Below are 16,011 nucleotides of genomic sequence, written 5' to 3'. Positions count from 1 at the left end.
CTCGGTGGGTCGCGCGGGGCGGTGCCTGAACCGTTCGCCGTGTGCTCCGGTCAGTCCAGCAGCTGGTCGCCCCGCACCGCCCGCCCTTCCGCGGCCAGGTGTTCCGGCAGGACACGGCCGAAGAGCTGCCTGGTGCGCGCCACGCTCCCGATGACGCCGGGGCGCTCGCTGTAGGCGAAGATCGCGCTGTGGCGCGCACGGTCGCCACGGACGGGGCTGACCCGGTGCAGCGAGTAACGGCCCTTGAACAGCTGGAGGTCACCGGGCCGCAGGGGCAGCCGCTCGGGCTTCGGTGTGCCACGGCCGTCCAGGACGTCACGGACGTCGTCGAACCGCTCGTCATCGGCGGACCTGATGTTCGGGCAGTACTCGAAGGACCCGCCCTCCTGCGCCTCCTGGGTCAGCATGCTGACCGTGTACTCGTTGGTGTCGAAGTGCCAGGGGTGCTCCATGCCGGGCCGTACGACGTTGAGCACAAGACCGGAGAGGGGGTCGGCGAGCTCGTACAGCCGTGGCAGTCCGAAGCAGTCGGCGACGAAGCGCTGGAACGCCTCGTGGGCGTAGAGCCTGCCGATGAGGGAGCCGCCGGGGATGCGGTCGCGTGCGACGAACGCGTTGCCGCGCTCGAAGGTGCGCCGGCCGGGGTGGTGTTCGGGGAGATCCGCGTCCACGTCGATGTTGTAGACGTTGACCGTTTCGACGTCGAAGTACGCCTCGGGGGCGAGGGATGCGCATTCCTGCCGCAGGACCTCGTGGAGCGAGGACCGGACGAAGTCCGGCAGTACGGTACAGCCGACCTCGGCCAGTTCGCGCTGCGCCCGCGCCACCACGGCGCGCGCTCCGGTACCTCCGGGGTCCGACAGGGGGTAGCGGTCCGTGTCGACCACCTGATCGAGCGTGATGGCTTGCAGAGTGCTCATTCGACCCTCTCACGCGTGCACGTCGATAACTCAACTGACGAGTAACAGAGTTGAAGTTCCCACAGCCTCGCCGCGCTGTCTGTGACACGTCACACTTCCGGACGGCGCGGGCGGTGGCCATAGTCCTTCTGGCCACCGCCCGCGCCACGGTCACGTCACGGCCACGGCCACGCCAGGACCGTGTGGGGCCGCGTCAGCGCCCGTAGCGGATCAGCGCGCGGACCATCCGGCAGGTGGTGTCGGACGGCGGGTGGATGGCGAGCCGGTCCGCCGCGACGCGGATCCGGGCGTTGTCGGCGCTCGACGGCTGGTACACACCGGTGTCGAGCAGGGCTATCGCCAGGCGCATGGCCTTGAGGCGACGGTTGTGCGAGACATACCACTCGCGGGGCCGGCCCGCGGGGAGCGGCTTCTTCGGCGGGGACATGTGGAGCGGCTCGGTCGTGACTACGGCAACGGCCATCGGCAACCTCCTGGCACGGTGGTGGAACCCTCACGAACTCCCCCTATTCTACTGGCCCGCACTGACAATCGCCCCTGGCCAGAGGCGCTTTCGAGGGTCACTCCCGTACCCTGGGCCCCATGGAGATCTGGATCAATCCGGCCTGTTCCAAGTGCCGCAGCGCGCTGAGTCTGCTCGACGCGGAGGGCGCCGACTACACGGTCCGCCGCTATCTGGAGGACGTGCCGTCCCCCGAGGAGATCCGGGCCGTGCTCGACCGGCTCGGGCTCGAACCGTGGGACATCACCCGGACCCAGGAGGCGGAGGCGAAGGAGCTGGGGATCAAGGAGTGGGCGAAGGACGCCGGTTCGCGCGAGCGGTGGATCGCCGCGCTGGCCGGACACCCGAAGCTCATCCAGCGCCCGATCATCACCGCGCAGGACGGCTCGGCCGTGGTCGCGCGGACGGACGAGGCGGTCAGGGACGCGCTGGAGCGCTGAGGAAGTCCTCGATACGGCGGGCGATCTCGGCGGCCCCGGGTTCACCCTGCGGCACGGAGTGGTGGGTGGCGCCCGCGATCGTCGCCGTCCTTGCGTACGGGAGCAGCCGCTCTGCTGTGGCGGCGACCCGCCCGACGTCGTGGGCCCTGCTGTCCCCGGCGAGCAGGACGAGCGTCTCCACCTCCAGGCCTCGCAGCTCATCGGGTGAGGGCATCGGCCCGGTGACCGGGCGTGCGGCGGGGAAGCCCACCATCTCGTCCCGCAGCCGTGCCCGGGCGGGGTCGAGGGGTGCGCCTCCGGTCTCCCGGGCGAGGAATGCCCGGGTGCTGCGGATCGTGGGCCTGAGCAGCATCGGCAGGGCGTGCAGCAGATAGCCGGGACGGAAGCCGGCGAAGCACCGGGTCGGGTCCACCAGGACGAGCCGGCTGACGCGCCGGGGCGCGTGCAGGGCGTACCGCAGAGCGATCCAGCCGCCGTACGAGTGGCCACAGAGCGCGGCGGATTCCGTACCGAGCCCGTCCAGCAGCGCGTCGAGCCATGCCGTCAGATCGGCCGCCGAGCGGACCGGGCGCTCCCCCGGCGCACTGCGGCCAGGCTCGCCGACGAGGTCGACCGCGTGGACGCGACGGGTGCGTCCCAGGTGCGCCGCCTGCGCGGACCACACGGTGGAGGTGGCGCTGCCACCGGGCAGCAGGAGCACGGGCGGGGCGTCCTCGGGGCCGTGGCTGTTGAGATGGGTGGTGCCGTACGGGGTGGGGACCACGGTCGGGGTCGTGCCGGCGGGCCACCGGGCCGCGATGACCTCGTCGTAGGCCGCCTGGAAGGCCGCGTCCCCGGTTCCGGGCCGCCGGGTGGATGTCATGGGGTGCTCCCTCGGCTCTGCTCCTCGGCCTATTATCTCGCTCAACGAGATAATAGGCCGAGGAGCGGCGATGGGCGACCAGGAACGCGAGATGGAGATCGTCCATCTGCTGCGCAGGGTCACGACCGAATTCGGGCTGCGCCAGGCCGAGTTCGCAGCACAGCACGGCATGCATCCGACCGATGTGCGGGCCCTGGTCTGTCTGCTCGACGCCCGGCGGAGCGGGGCCGATGTCACGGCAGGCCGGCTCGGCGCGGAGCTCGGGCTCAATTCGGCGGGCACCACGTCGCTCATCGACCGGCTGGAGCGGCTGGGCCATCTCGCCCGGTCCCGGGACGTGCGGGACCGGCGCCGGGTGCTGCTGAGCGTGACCCCGCACGCGGTGGAGCTGGGGTGGGCGGTTTTCGGACCGGCGATCGGGAGCGCCGTCGAACTGCTGCGGGGCTTCGACGACAGTGAGGTCGCCGCCGTCCGGCGCTTCCTGGACGGCTTCCACGCCGCGGTGTCGGGGGGACCCGATCGGGGACCCGAGCAGGCACCTGAGTAGCGGGCGCCCGCTACCGTACGACCTGCGCCCCCGCCTGCGCCTGGCTCTCCGCATCGGCCAGCAGTTCCGTCAGCCGGAGCCCGAACCGTACGTCGCAGGGGTGCGCCACCCCCGTACGCACCGACTCGATCAGCGCGTCCACCGCCGCGCGGAAGGCCGACACGGCGCCGTCCCAGCGGGGCAGTCCCGCGGTGCCGTGCTCGCCCCTGAGCTCGACCCCCACCCCGGCCGCCGCCGTCGGGGCGCCCAGTGCGAGCGTCACCGTGCTGGAGGCACCCGAGGCATGGCGCAGGACCAGGTGGTGGGCGTCGGCGGGGCCCCGGGCCGCGGTCAGCCCGGTGACGTCACCCAGGACCGGGATGAGGACGGACAGCGCGTGCGGGCCGACGTCCCAGAGGCCGCCCTTCTCGCGGCGCCAGGGGGACACGGCGTACTCGCTGTCGGCACCGGGTGCCCACAGCGCGCCGACCCAGTGGGCGTGCGCGGTGAACCAGCCGCCCGTCGCGTGCTGTTCGGCGATCCAGGCGGAGGTCTCCGGGGCGTACCGCAGGGTGCAGAAGACGAGGGAGGCGACCCGGGCGTCCTCGGCGGCCTCGGCCACCTCACGGGCGCCCGCGACGGTCGTGGCCACCGGCTTGTCCATCAGCAGATGGCAGCCGGCCGCCGCGGCGCGGGCGGCCAGCGGGGCCTGTACGTCCGGCGGCAGGGCGAACGCGACCGCGTCGCTCTCCGCGAAGAGCGCGTCGAGCCCCGCGTCACCCGTGTACGCCGTGGCGCCATGGGTGCCGGCCAGCTCCCCCGCGGCCTCGGCCCGGCGGCCCCACACCCCGCTCAGCACGGCGCCGGGGTGCTCGGCGATGGCGGGCGCCTGGGTGTTGCGGGCCCAGGGGCCCGTACCGACCAGGCCGATACGCAGGGGGGCAGCGGCTGTCGTCATACGACAAGTGTGCCTCGTGCGGCCGCCTGGTCCCCAGGCGGCGGACCCTCTGTATACGACATGGGGCCGGGCCGCGTGTCCAGGGCTCCTGAAGCCCTGTGGACCATGCTTCCGGGGCCCTCGCCATCGGCCCGTCGCGCACGGGAAACGCCGGTAACACGGGGTTCACACCAGGGCAACGGACGAGAAATCGCGTCTTGCGAAGCTGCGACGCATAGACCGCAGCACCCCCAGAAGGATGGCTTCCGTGACGTTCAAGGCTGAGTACATCTGGATCGACGGCACCGAGCCGACCGCCAAGCTCCGCTCCAAGACGAAGATCATGCCCGGCACCCCGTCGTCCGACGTGGCCGAGCTGCCCATCTGGGGCTTCGACGGTTCGAGCACCAACCAGGCCGAGGGCCACGCCTCCGACCGGGTGCTGAAGCCGGTCTTCACCTGCCCGGACCCGATCCGCGGCGGTGACGACGTGCTGGTCCTGTGCGAGGTCTTCCACATCGACATGACCCCGCACGAGTCCAACACCCGTGCCTCGCTGCGGCCGGTCGCCGAGCAGTTCGCCGGCCAGGAGCCGGTCTTCGGCATCGAGCAGGAGTACACCTTCTTCGACGGCCACCGTCCGCTCGGCTTCCCCGAGGGCGGCTTCCCGGCCGCGCAGGGCGGCTACTACTGCGGTGTGGGCTCCGACGAGATCTTCGGCCGTGACATCGTCGAGAAGCACCTGGACAACTGCCTGAAGGCGGGCCTCGCGATCTCCGGCATCAACGCCGAGGTCATGCCGGGACAGTGGGAGTTCCAGGTCGGCCCCGTCTCCCCGCTGGAGGTCTCCGACCACCTGTGGATCGCCCGCTGGCTGCTCTACCGCACCGCCGAGGACTTCGACGTCTCCGCGACGCTGGACCCGAAGCCCGTCAAGGGCGACTGGAACGGCGCGGGCGCGCACACCAACTTCTCCACGAAGGCGATGCGTGAGGGCTACGAGGCGATCATCACCGCGGCCGAGTCGCTCGGCGAGGGTTCGAAGCCGATGGACCACGTCAAGCACTACGGCGCGGGCATCGACGACCGGCTGACCGGTCTGCACGAGACCGCCCCGTGGAACGAGTACAGCTACGGCGTCTCCGACCGCGGCGCATCGGTCCGTATCCCGTGGCAGGTCGAGCAGGACCGGAAGGGCTACATCGAGGACCGCCGCCCGAACGCCAACGTCGACCCGTACGTCGTCACGCGGCTGATCGTCGACACCTGCTGCACCGCGCTGGAGAAGGCCGGCCAGGTCTGACCGCACGCACAGGGAAGGGAAGCGTGAGGAAGCTGACACAGCGGTGCGTACCGACCGGTGGGAGAACACTGCTGTGCGGCGCCGATGTCTGCTTCAATGGGGGCATGGCCAGCTTCCAGTACATCGCGTCGGGTCGCAGCGACCTCGAGCCGTTCTGGCCCTCTCGTCAGCATCATGACTTCGACCGGGTGTGTTGCCGCGCGTGGAACGCGCAGGCCCTCTAAAGCCGTCTCACCCCGGCCTTCGGTCCGCGCGCACGACGTACGTCCTCGACGACTCCTCGCGCGAAAGAGCTGACCCTCATGGCGAACACCCGTCCCTTCTCCACCGCGTCCGCCGCCACCGCGGCGTCCGCGGTGCCCGCTGCGGCCACCACCGCTCGCAACACCCTGTCCCCCAACCGCCACCGGCTGCGTGCCGTCGACCGTGACGAGGTCGTCGAGCTCTCGGACGTGGCGGGCTTCCTGCCGCCCGGAGCCACCTGGCTGCCCGCACCCGCGCACACGCTCCCGGCCCTGCCGGGCCGGCCGCCGATGGTCGGCTATCTGGTGCTGGTGCCCGCGGACCAGCAGCCGGCTCTGGCCGGTGCCGTGGCTTCGGCCCAGCACCGTGAGTTCGTGCCGGAGCCGGCCGCCCCCGCCGCGCCTCCCGCCGGGCCCGTGGTGATCGACTCCACCCGGCGCACCGCGTCGGTGAACGACATCACACTCGACCTCACGTACCTCGAATTCGAGCTGCTCGCGCATCTGGTGGCGCACCCGCACCGGGTGCACACCCGCGATCAGCTGGTGACGACGGTCTGGGGTTACGGACATGTGGGCGACGGCCGCACCGTCGACGTCCATGTGGCCCGGCTGCGCCGCAAGCTGGGCGCCGAGCACCGCAGGTCGATCCAGACCGTGCGGCGCGTGGGCTACAAGTACGCGCCCTGAGCACGCACCGCTCGTACGGGAGGCCCCGGGTTCCTGCCCGGGGCCTCCCGCCGTCTCGACGGTGGTGCCAGGTACACCCCCGTCGGGTGGCCGACCGGCTGACGGCGCCCCCTGGTCACAGGCGAGACTGGGTGCCGAACGGGATCCGCCGTGGACCCGGCGAGGGGAGACATCATCATGAATTCGGCACAGGGCCGGGTACGGACCGCGCTGCTCACCGGCGGGCGTGCGTTCGTCCTGTCCTTCGTGAGCATCGTGGGCTCGGTCACTCTCTTCGTGCTGTCGGTCCTCTCGCTCGTCTTCGTGCTGCTCGGCTTCGGGCTGGTCACCACCCCGTGGGTCATGAAAGCGGTACGCGCGCACGCCAACCGGCGCAGGCTGCTCGCCGCCGAGTGGTCGGACGTCCGTATCCCGGTCCCCTACCGGCCGTTCCCGAAGGATCTGCGCACCGGCTTCACCGGGCAGGTGGAGCGCACCACGCTGCTGCTGAAGGACCCGGCGACCTGGCGTGACCTGCTGTGGCTGCTGCTCGACATGACGGCGGGCTACACGCTGCTGGTCCTCACCTTCGCACTGCTGATCTACCCGCTGGAGGGGATCGCCCTGGCGGCGGGGCTGTGGCGGGTCTTCCAGGACGATGCCTACTGGTACACCTTCGTGCCGGTCACCAGCCAGGCGACGGGCCTGGCCGCCGCGGCGCTCGGCGTCGTGTTCTTCCTCGTCGGCGTGTGGGCGAGCCGGCCCCTGCTGCGGCTGCACTTCGTGCTGGCCCGTACGTCACTCTCGCCCACCCAGGAGGAGCTCACGCAGCGCATCGACCGGCTCACCGAGACCCGGCACGAGGCCGTGGACACGGCGGCGTCCGAACTGCGGCGCATCGAGCGGGACCTGCACGACGGGGCACAGGCCAGGCTGGTTGCCATGGGCATGAACCTCGGCACCATCGAGGCGCTCATCGAGAAGGACCCGGCCGAGGCGAAGAAGCTGCTGTCGATGGCGCGTACGTCTTCGGCCGAGGCCCTCACCGAGCTGCGTGACCTCGTACGCGGCATCCACCCGCCGGTGCTCGCCGAGCGGGGGCTCGGGGACGCGGTGAAGGCGCTGGCGCTGCGGCTGCCGGTCGCGTCCGAGGTGACCGTGGAGCTCCCGGGCCGGGCGGACGCACCGGTCGAGTCGGCGGCGTACTTCGCCGTCAGCGAGGCCCTGACCAACGTGGCGAAGCACTCGGGCGCCGACCGCCTGTGGGTGGACATGCACCACACCGACGGCATGCTGCGGATATCCGTCACGGACAACGGCAAGGGCGGTGCGTCCGTCGGATCCGGCTCGGGGCTGAGCGGAATCGAACGCCGACTGGGTACATTCGACGGCGTACTGGCCGTCAGCAGCCCTGCGGGCGGCCCCACCATGGTGACCATGGAGATCCCTTGCGCGTTGTCCTAGCCGAAGATCTCTTCCTGCTCCGCGACGGCCTCGTGCGCATGCTCGAAGCCTATGACTTCGAGATCGCGGCCGCGGTCGAGACGGGGCCCGAACTGACCAAGGCACTCGCCGAGTTGCAGCCGGACGTCGCCGTGGTCGACGTCCGGCTCCCGCCGTCCCACACCGACGAGGGCCTGCAGTGCGCGCTGGCCGCCCGCCGCGACAGACCCGGGCTGCCGGTGCTCGTCCTGTCGCAGCATGTGGAGCAGCTGTACGCCAGGGAACTGCTGGCCGACGGCAACGGCGGCATCGGCTATCTGCTGAAGGACCGGGTCTTCGACGCCGACCAGTTCATCGACGCGGTACGCCGGGTCGCCGCCGGGGGCACCGCGATGGACCCGCAGGTCATCTCGCAGCTGCTGTCCCGGCGTTCGGCCGACGAACCGATGGGCGCCCTGACGCCCCGGGAGCGCGAGGTCATGGAGCTGATGGCGCAGGGCCGCTCCAACGTGGCCATCGCCGCGCAGATGGTGGTCACGGAGCGGGCGGTGGCCAAGCACACATCGAACATCTTCGGCAAGCTCGGTCTGCCCGTGTCCGACGACGACAACCGCCGTGTGCTGGCGGTCCTGGCCTACCTCGACCGGGGATGACCGCGGGGCCGGCCGAGCTCGGCCGGCGGACGCGCCGGGGAGCCGCGCGGCCCCGGAGCGCACGCCGGAGTGACCATCGCACCATTCGCTCGTTCAGCTGAATATGCCACCACTGCGAGCAGTACCGCCGCCCACCGGCCGCCCGTACGCGGGGCGGGCCGTCGGGGAGCGGGCCGAGGCCGCGCCCGCCGAGCACTACGCCCGGCTGGTGCGGCTCGCGTATCTCGTGCTGGCGCCCTCGCTCGGCCGCAACCGCCGGGTGCTGTCGGCCCATGGGCTGGCCCAGCGGGCCCTGGCGGGCGGGCAGGCGGCGGACCCGGGGTTCGCGTACGCCCATGTACGCCTGCGGGTGCTGCGCTTCGCGCTGGAGGCGGGGCTGCCGCTGGTGCGGTTCGGCCGGCCGCGGCGGGCGCAGTTCCCGCCGCTGGTGCCACAGGTGTGGGGGCTGCGGCTGTTCCCGCACTCCTGCGGCGCGGACGAACTGGCCCTGGAGCAGGCCCTGGCCGACACATCCGCGCCGTGCAGGGCCGCGCATGTGCTGCGGGGCCTCGAAGGGCTCGACGACGCCGCGGTGTGCCGGGTCCTGGAGGCGGCGGGTGTCGACGACCCGCGGGCCGCCCTGCTGGAGGCCGACGCCCTCACGGCGCCGTACACCCTGCTGGCCTCACCGGAGTTCGATCCCTGTTCGCTCCAGGTCAGGCCGACCGATCCGGTGCGCAGACGGCGGCGCGGGCGCACACTGCTGGCCGGGGCCGGCGCCCTGCTGGTCTGCGGGACCCTGCTGCTGATGCCGGGGGACGGCCTGGGCGGCCCGCGCGCCACGTCCGCACCGCTGTACTCGCGCAACGCCACCGCCCAGCTGGCGCTGGATCCTGCCGAGGTGCGCCGGGTGCCCCAGGGGCTCTGGCGGGCGGCCGCGCGCCGGGACTTCACGGTCTGGCCCACGCGCGGCGACCGGACCGGGGACACCCGTCTGCTGGGCCGCGCCCTCGCCGCGTGGGCGCGGCCGGGCCCCGCGGTGGTCCCGTCGGCGACACCGGGCACGCCCGACGGGCCACCGATGGGGCCACCACAGCTGCTGTACGCGGGCGAGGTCGGCCCGGCGGCCGTGGTGCTGTTCCACGACGGCCTGCGCGTCGTGCGGTACGCCGAGCCGCGCAACGCCGACCCGTCCGGGGGCGCGGCGCTGGACTTCGCCCGGGTGGACGGGGCGGACGCGGTGGGGGCGAGTGCCCTGGTGGTGCAGCGCAGGGCAGGCCGGATCCGCTATCTGACCGCGCCCTGGGTGCGGGGGGCCGGGGTGCGGGATCTGCTCGCACCGCACGCGGCGGCCCGGCCGTTGCCCCGCGACCGTTACGGGGTGACGGACCCGCTGACGGAGCCGGAGACACGGGAGGGCGGCCGTGCGGACTGCCGCTCCTGGCAGACCCTTGAGCTGCGGGACGGCACCTCGGCGCGGCTGATGACGGATCTGGGTGAGCTCACCCCCGTACGCCTCACCTCCGGCGCACCGTCCACCCCGCACGATGTGTCGGGGCAGGCCGAGCGGGAGAGCTGGGCGCGCACCGCCTGCCTCCTGCCCACGGTCAGGTCCAACGGCGTCCGGTCGGTGAACTCCTGGCCGTACGCGACGCAACGGCTCCCCGAGGGGGCGGGGGACGCCCTGTGGCTCTGCACCAGGGCGGACACCTGGCGGGGCTCGGGCAGCAGGGTCCTGGCGCAGTTCCAGGCGCCGCCCGAGCTCTCGGGCGGCGCCGGTGCCCCGGCGGCGGTCGCGGCACGCGCCGAGGACTCGCCGGACTGCGGGATACGCCGGCCACGGGTGCTGGCGGGCGTGCTGTGGAAGTCGGACGGCGGCCGGTGGTACGTACTGGCGGCGGGCTCCCGGCAGTTCGCGTCCCTGACCGCGACGGGCGGCGTGACGGGCAGCGCCGACGGACGGCTGCTCGCACTGCCCGCGGGCGAGGGCGACCGGCCCCGGCTCGACGGGCTGCTGACGGACGGCAGGAGGGTGGAATCGCTGCACTGACGTGGTCGCGCGCGTGCTGAGCCGGCGAAAATGCCGTTGACCTGGGACGGGTCGGGGGACGAAAGTGTTGCCCTCCTCGACATCAACGGCATACGGGGGACGGTGAGCGGTGGCTGGCTCGGGCACGACCCGTGACGTGCAGGCCAGGGAGACCTCCTCCGATCCTCCGCTGTGGACAGCGGACTTCCGTCTGTTCTTCACCGCCCGCACCACCTCGCTGCTGGGAGACGCGATGCTCCCCGTCGCGATCACGGCCGCCGTGATCGGAGCGGGGTACGGAGCGAGTGGGGTGGGCTACGCGCTCGCCGCGCTCGTGGCGCCGTTCGCGGTACTGATCATCTTCGGTGGGGTGATGTCCGACCGCTTCGGCGCCCGGCGGCTGATGGTCGTCTCGGACACCTCCCGGCTCTGCTCCCAGGGAGTTCTCGCCCTGCTGTTCCTGCTGGGCACACCGCGGTTGTGGCAGATCCTGGTGCTGCTCGCGCTGATCGGGGCGGGCAGCGCGCTGTTCCAGCCGGGGGTCGCCAGCATCACCCCGCTCACCGCCCAGGACGTGCAGAAGGCCAACGCCACCCTCCGCATCTCGGAGTCCGTCGCCCTCGTCATCGGCCCTTCCCTGGCCGGCCTGCTGCTGGCCGTCTCCTCACCCGCGGCGGTGGTCGCCCTCGACGCCCTGACGTATGCGGCCAGCGGCGCTTGTCTCCTCCTGCTCCGCTCGGTGCCGATGGGCCCGGCCGCGCGGGCCGGCGAACCGTCGTTCCGGGCCGATCTCGTCGAGGGGTGGCGGGAGTTCCGGTCCAGGACCTGGTTGTGGAGCGTCATCGTCGTCTTCATGCTCTGGCAGCTGGCCGGCGCGGGACCCACCACGACGCTGGGCAACAGCACGCTCGTCACCGACTACGGGGCATCGGTGTTCGGCCTGGTCATGTCGTCCCTCGGGGCGGGGAGCGTGCTGGGCGGGATCCTCGCGATCAGGCTCCGCCCCCGGTATCCGCTGCGGGCCGGCGCCCTCTCCATGGTCCTGTGGGCGTTCATGCCGCTGGGGATCGCTCTGGACCTTCCCGCGCCGCTCGTCGCGGGGTGCTACGGCGTGAGCGGCGTGGGCATGGCCTTCTGGACCGTCATGTTCCACACGAGCGTGCAGACGCACGTCCCGCACGACGTCCTCGGCAGGGTGCACGCGTACGACGCGGCCGGCTCGTTGGTGATGAAGCCGGTCGGGCAGGCGGTGGCCGGACCGCTCGCGCTCGTCGCGGGGGCCGTGCCGCTGCTGTACGTGTCCGCGTCCATGGCGCTGGTCGCCTGCGTCCTGCTGCTGGCGATTCCGGCCGTGCGCGGTCTGAAGCGCGTGGAGCGCCGGCTGTCCCGGCCGTAAGCGGCCCCCTGGAGTCCGCTTCCGCTTCCACCAGTCAGTACGCTGTTGTTCATGACGACCGGGGTGCGACGCAGGATGGGCGTCGATCAACGCAGGGCCCAGTTGATCGGTGTCGCGCTGGAGTTGTTCAGCAGCCGCTCGCCCGACGAGGTCTCGATAGACGAGATCGCGACGGCGGCGGGCATCTCGCGCCCGCTGGTCTACCACTACTTCCCGGGGAAGCGCAGTCTGTACGAGGCGGCGTTGAAGCGTGCGGCGGACGAGTTGTCCGGCCGGTTCCTCGAAGCGCACGAAGGGCCCCTGGGGGCCCGCCTGATCCGGGTGATGCGCCGGTTCTTCGACTTCGTCGACGAGCACGGCCGTGGCTTCGCCGCCCTGATGCGGGGCGGCCCCGCGGGTGGCTCGTCCACGGCCAACGCCCTGGTGGACGGGGTGCGTCAGGCGGCGTACGAGCAGATCATCGCGCATCTCGGCGTCCCGAAGCCGCCCGCACGTCTTGAGCTGGTCGTGCGGTCCTGGGTGTCACTGGCCGAGTCGACGGCGCTGCTCTGGCTCGACGGGAAGCACATCCCGCGTGCGGAGCTGGAGTTGCAGCTGGTGCACGACTTCGCGGCACTGGCATCGGTGAGCGCCGCGTACGACCAGGAGATGGCCGGCATCATGCTGCGGGTCTTCGCGCAGGAGCCGGCGGACGGCCCGTTCGGCGAACTGCTCGCCAGGCTCTCGGCCCTGGCGCCCGCCGCACCGGCCGTCCCGCCGCAGCGGCTGCCTCAGCCCTTGCGGTAGGAGGCGTCCAGGTCCCTGACCTCGGCCGAGGCGTGGACGGTGAGACCGTCGGCGGGCTTCAGATGCCCGGCCAGCAGCGCCAGTACGGCTTCCGTCAGCTGTGCCTTGACCTCGGGGGTCCGGCCGGGCAGCAGGGCGATGGAGACGTTCACGACGGCGTCGCCCGCCTCGGCGTCACCGACGACGAAGTCATCGGCCCGGTGGAACCGGGACTTGCAGGCGGCGATCCTGGTCGACACCGTCTCGGCGATGACCGGGTGCAGGGCGAGCGCGAAGCCGCGCCGGTCGAAGCTGTCGTCGAGCTCGGCGGAGTAGTCGACGGTGATCTGCGGCATCAGGTGCTCCTGAGGGCGGGTGGGGTACGGCTAGGAGTGCGGCTTCAGCTTCGCGTGCCCGCGCCGCCCGCACAAGGTACGGCCTGTACGGCCGCCGGCCCCGGCCTTCCGCCACGAGGGACGGGAGCCGGGGCCGGCGGCCCTGCGCTGTCAGCGGTGGGAGAACACGGCGACCGTGCGTCCCGGCACGGTGAAGCTGCCCGACTTCCTCTCGTACGAGGACTCCTTGACCGTGGCGTCCGAGCCGGCCGCCTGCACGGGGTGCAGGGCGTACGCATTCCCCGCGAGACCGGGGACCGTCTGGCTCTGTGCGTTGGGGGTGGCGTTCATGACGACGACGAGCTTGCCCAGGCGCATCGTGATCACCCCGGGGGTCTCCTCCTTGCCCGAGAGCGGGAAGGAGAGGCGGTCCTGCACCTGCCCGGCGGTCGCGAGGCCGAAGTCCTTCTCGGTGGTGCGGATCGTCAGCAGGTCCTGATAGGCGGCGGAGGCACCGGTGATCTGCGCGCACCCGGGGGTGAGTGCGGCGGAGGTCAGCAGCGGCTTGCCGTAGGACCACTTGTCCTGGTTGTCGGCGGCGGGCGGCAGTCCCCGGCCGAAACCGTTGCCCTTGCGGCAGTCCCAGTTCAGCGTGTTGAACCAGTCACCGCTGTCGTAGGAGTTGCGGTCCAGCGACTTGGAGCGCAGCAGGTCCGTGCCGGCCTGGGAGAGCGACGGGCCCTGCGAGAGGGTGGCGGTCGCCATCGCCAGGACCTGCATACGGGCCCGGTCGGCGGCCGTGGTGTCCGCGGGCAGCTTGAAGGCGAGGGCGTCGTAGAGGGTTTCGTTGTCATGGGCGTCGGCGTAGGCGAGCGCGTCGCCGGGGGCCGCGGCGTAACCGGCGGGGGCGCCGCCGTAGTCGACGTCCGAGCCCTTGACCGTACGGCCCTGGCTGTCGGTGAAGGTGTAGTCGGCGAGGTTGCCGGTGAGGCCGACCTTGATCAGGTCCTGGTAGTGGAGCAGCCGGTCCTTCTGTTCGGCCTCGGTGCCGTTGGCGGGCGAGGCGTTGGGGTCGGTGTAGAGGCCGGAGGCGAAGCCCTGGACGCCGGGGTCCTCGTCGAAGGGGCCTCCCCCGCGCACGGCGTCGCGGGCCCGGTCGGAGAAGGTGGCGATGCCGGTGCCGGCCATGTTCTTCTGGGTGGCCTGGACGAAGCGCGCGTCGTCGGCGATGTCACCGAAGTTCCAGCCCTCGCCGTACAGGACGATCTTCTTCCCGTCGACGCCGTCCCTGGCGGGGGTCAGCGCGTCGAGTGCCTTGCGGACGGCCAGGATGTTGGCCTTCGGGTGGTGCCCCATCAGGTCGAAGCGGAAGCCGTCGACCTTGTACTCCTTGGCCCAGGTGACCACCGAGTCCACGACGAGCTTGCCCATCATGGTGTTCTCGGTCGCGGTGTCGGCGCAGCAGCTCGACGTGTCGACCGTGCCGTCCTCCAGGAGCCGCTGGTAGTAGCCGGGGACGATCCTGTCGAGGATGGACTTGTCGTCCTGTCCTGACGCGACGGTGTGGTTGTAGACGACGTCCATGACGGTGCGCAGCCCGGCGCCGTTGAGGCCCTGGACCATCTTCCGGAATTCGACGGTGCGCTGGGGGCCTTCGGGGTCCGAGGCGTACGAGCCCTCGGGCACCGTGTAGTGCAGCGGGTCGTAACCCCAGTTGAAGCCGTCCTCCGCGGCGGCCTCGGTGACGCAGGCCTGCTGCTTCTCGGAGTCGGCGGCGAGGGCGGGCAGGTCGCAGCCCGGCTCCCGCCGGTCGGACTTCTTCTCAGGGATGGTCCCTATGTCGAAGGCGGGCAGCAGGTGCACATAGCTGGTGCCGGAGTCCGCGAGCTCCCTGAGGTGCTTCATCCCGTCGGAACGGGTGTCGGTGAAGGCGAGGTACTCACCGGGGTGCTTCGACGTGCTGTCCGTGATCGAGAAGTCACGGATGTGCAGCTCCTGTATCTGGGCGTCGCGCAGCGGCACGGCGGTGGGCTTCCTCAGCCCGGACCAGCCGCGCGGCGCCAGCTCCGGGTCGTCGAGGTCGACGACGAGACTGCGGGCGGAGTCGGTGGTCAGGGCGGTGGAGTACGGGTCGGTGACCTTGTTGGTGACCATCTTCTGGACGGTGGGTGCCCAGACCTGGACGACGTAACGGTAGGACGCGCCCGTCCAGTTCCTCTTGCCTGTGACCGACCAGACGCCGGTGCGGTCGTCGCGGCGCATGGGGACGGTCCGCACCGCCTTGGCGCTCTTGCCCGCCTTGCCGCCCTTGCCACTGCCGGCTTCGAGTTCGAGTTCGAGTGAGACGGTGCGGGCGGTGGGTGCCCAGACGGAGAGCGTCGGGGTGCTCCGGTGGAAGACGGGGCCGAGGTCGGCACCGCTCGCGGCCTTTCCGTACAGCGCGTCCAGCACACCCGCGGTCTGTACGCCGGTCGCGGCGACCAGCGCACCGTTCTCGTCCCTCTGCGTGGCAATCAGCTGGCCGCGCAGGGAGGCCCGGGCCATGCCCCGGTCGCGAGGGTCGACGGTGAACGCCGGGAAGTCCTTGAGGTGCGGGTACTTCGCCTTCTGCGCGTCGGTGAGTTCAGCGGCGCCGAGACGGATCCGCTGCCCCTGTCCGGACAGGTCACCGTCGACGACGGAGATGCCGCCGTTCTTCGCGTGGACGAGCTGCTGGCTGGTGGCGCCGGTGGCCTTGACCTTCCAGACGACGGTGTTCGCGTCGATCCACTGGGCCTCGGACTTCGTGAGGTCGGTGGACGGGGCTTCGCCGGCGGTGGTCGAGGCGAGGGCACTCGGCCTGGGAGCGGCGGACACGGAGGCCGCCGGCACGAGGGGCAGCAGCGCCGCGCACAGCAGCGCGGCAGCCCCTCGGCGGAGGGTGGTTCGGGACACGGGCGGGTACTCCTCGGCATCGGGGATCGGGCGATGTGAAGCGGTGCGGGCCGAGGAGCCGGGACGCTCGCCCCCG

Annotated in this window: 15 protein-coding genes; 9 read left to right on the top strand and 6 right to left on the bottom strand. The window is 71.9% G+C overall.

Features of this window, described 5'->3' with window-relative positions; translation table 11 throughout:
• Nucleotides 1-50: 50 nt before the first annotated feature.
• On the bottom strand, nucleotides 51-920 hold the full coding sequence (locus OG623_RS26155) for an arpA protein (protein ID WP_406149728.1): 870 nt from the start codon (nucleotides 918-920) through the stop codon (nucleotides 51-53).
• 193 nt (nucleotides 921-1,113) lie between these two features.
• Entirely contained in the window at nucleotides 1,114-1,383 is a 270-nt protein-coding gene (locus OG623_RS26150) for a hypothetical protein (protein ID WP_406149727.1), read from the bottom strand.
• Between the two features lie 119 nt (nucleotides 1,384-1,502).
• On the opposite strand from OG623_RS26150, the gene OG623_RS26145 reads away from it, so the two are divergent.
• Nucleotides 1,503-1,862 (top strand): arsenate reductase family protein, encoded by a 360-nt coding sequence (locus tag OG623_RS26145; protein WP_406149725.1) that lies wholly within the window; start codon nucleotides 1,503-1,505, stop codon nucleotides 1,860-1,862.
• On the opposite strand, the gene OG623_RS26140 is transcribed toward OG623_RS26145, so the two are convergent.
• Nucleotides 1,840-2,724 (bottom strand): alpha/beta fold hydrolase, encoded by an 885-nt coding sequence (locus tag OG623_RS26140; RefSeq protein ID WP_406149724.1) that lies wholly within the window; start codon nucleotides 2,722-2,724, stop codon nucleotides 1,840-1,842. The two genes, OG623_RS26145 and OG623_RS26140, sit on opposite strands and share 23 nt — an antisense overlap.
• A gap of 70 nt (nucleotides 2,725-2,794) precedes the next feature.
• Here OG623_RS26140 and OG623_RS26135 point away from each other — a divergent pair, with 70 nt between their 5' ends.
• Nucleotides 2,795-3,271: a MarR family winged helix-turn-helix transcriptional regulator gene (locus tag OG623_RS26135; RefSeq protein WP_406149723.1), complete on the top strand. Its 477-nt coding sequence runs from the start codon at nucleotides 2,795-2,797 to the stop codon at nucleotides 3,269-3,271.
• Between the two features lie 10 nt (nucleotides 3,272-3,281).
• Here OG623_RS26135 and OG623_RS26130 read toward each other — a convergent pair whose 3' ends face one another.
• Nucleotides 3,282-4,208, bottom strand: coding sequence for a Gfo/Idh/MocA family protein (locus OG623_RS26130; RefSeq protein ID WP_406149722.1), 927 nt, complete (start codon nucleotides 4,206-4,208; stop codon nucleotides 3,282-3,284).
• A 247-nt stretch (nucleotides 4,209-4,455) separates the two neighbouring features.
• Between OG623_RS26130 and glnII the strand changes: the two genes are divergently transcribed.
• The 7 genes from glnII to OG623_RS26095 all read left to right on the top strand — a co-directional run bounded on the left by glnII (nucleotide 4,456) and on the right by OG623_RS26095 (nucleotide 12,687).
• Nucleotides 4,456-5,490 carry a glutamine synthetase gene (gene glnII / locus OG623_RS26125; protein ID WP_362894602.1) on the top strand — a complete coding sequence of 345 codons (1,035 nt, stop codon included), beginning with the start codon at nucleotides 4,456-4,458 and terminating at the stop codon, nucleotides 5,488-5,490.
• 302 nt (nucleotides 5,491-5,792) lie between these two features.
• On the top strand, nucleotides 5,793-6,422 hold the full coding sequence (locus OG623_RS26120) for a winged helix-turn-helix domain-containing protein (RefSeq protein ID WP_406149721.1): 630 nt from the start codon (nucleotides 5,793-5,795) through the stop codon (nucleotides 6,420-6,422).
• Between the two features lie 177 nt (nucleotides 6,423-6,599).
• Nucleotides 6,600-7,865 carry a sensor histidine kinase gene (locus tag OG623_RS26115; protein ID WP_406149720.1) on the top strand — a complete coding sequence of 422 codons (1,266 nt, stop codon included), beginning with the start codon at nucleotides 6,600-6,602 and terminating at the stop codon, nucleotides 7,863-7,865.
• Complete coding sequence (locus tag OG623_RS26110; protein ID WP_406149718.1) at nucleotides 7,850-8,497, top strand: LuxR C-terminal-related transcriptional regulator; 648 nt, start codon at nucleotides 7,850-7,852, stop codon at nucleotides 8,495-8,497. Before OG623_RS26115 ends, OG623_RS26110 begins: the two co-directional genes overlap by 16 nt.
• 103 nt (nucleotides 8,498-8,600) lie before the next feature.
• Nucleotides 8,601-10,526, top strand: coding sequence for a hypothetical protein (locus tag OG623_RS26105; protein WP_406149716.1), 1,926 nt, complete (start codon nucleotides 8,601-8,603; stop codon nucleotides 10,524-10,526).
• A 109-nt stretch (nucleotides 10,527-10,635) separates the two neighbouring features.
• A complete protein-coding gene (locus tag OG623_RS26100) occupies nucleotides 10,636-11,901 on the top strand; it encodes an MFS transporter (RefSeq protein ID WP_406149714.1) in 1,266 nt (421 codons plus the stop codon).
• A gap of 51 nt (nucleotides 11,902-11,952) precedes the next feature.
• Complete coding sequence (locus OG623_RS26095; protein WP_406149712.1) at nucleotides 11,953-12,687, top strand: TetR/AcrR family transcriptional regulator; 735 nt, start codon at nucleotides 11,953-11,955, stop codon at nucleotides 12,685-12,687.
• Here OG623_RS26095 and OG623_RS26090 read toward each other — a convergent pair.
• Nucleotides 12,672-13,022 (bottom strand): 5-carboxymethyl-2-hydroxymuconate Delta-isomerase, encoded by a 351-nt coding sequence (locus OG623_RS26090; RefSeq protein WP_406149711.1) that lies wholly within the window; start codon nucleotides 13,020-13,022, stop codon nucleotides 12,672-12,674. The genes OG623_RS26095 and OG623_RS26090 overlap by 16 nt on opposite strands.
• Nucleotides 13,023-13,172: 150 nt before the next feature.
• Nucleotides 13,173-15,935, bottom strand: coding sequence for a pullulanase-type alpha-1,6-glucosidase (pulA, locus tag OG623_RS26085; protein WP_406149709.1), 2,763 nt, complete (start codon nucleotides 15,933-15,935; stop codon nucleotides 13,173-13,175).
• Nucleotides 15,936-16,011: the final 76 nt, after the last annotated feature.

Origin of the sequence: Streptomyces sp. NBC_01012, from assembly GCF_045162755.1 — a bacterium.
Classification (GTDB): domain Bacteria; phylum Actinomycetota; class Actinomycetes; order Streptomycetales; family Streptomycetaceae; genus Streptomyces.
The sequence above is the reverse complement of the archived record's forward strand: the minus strand, read 5'-3'. Positions and strand labels throughout refer to the sequence as shown.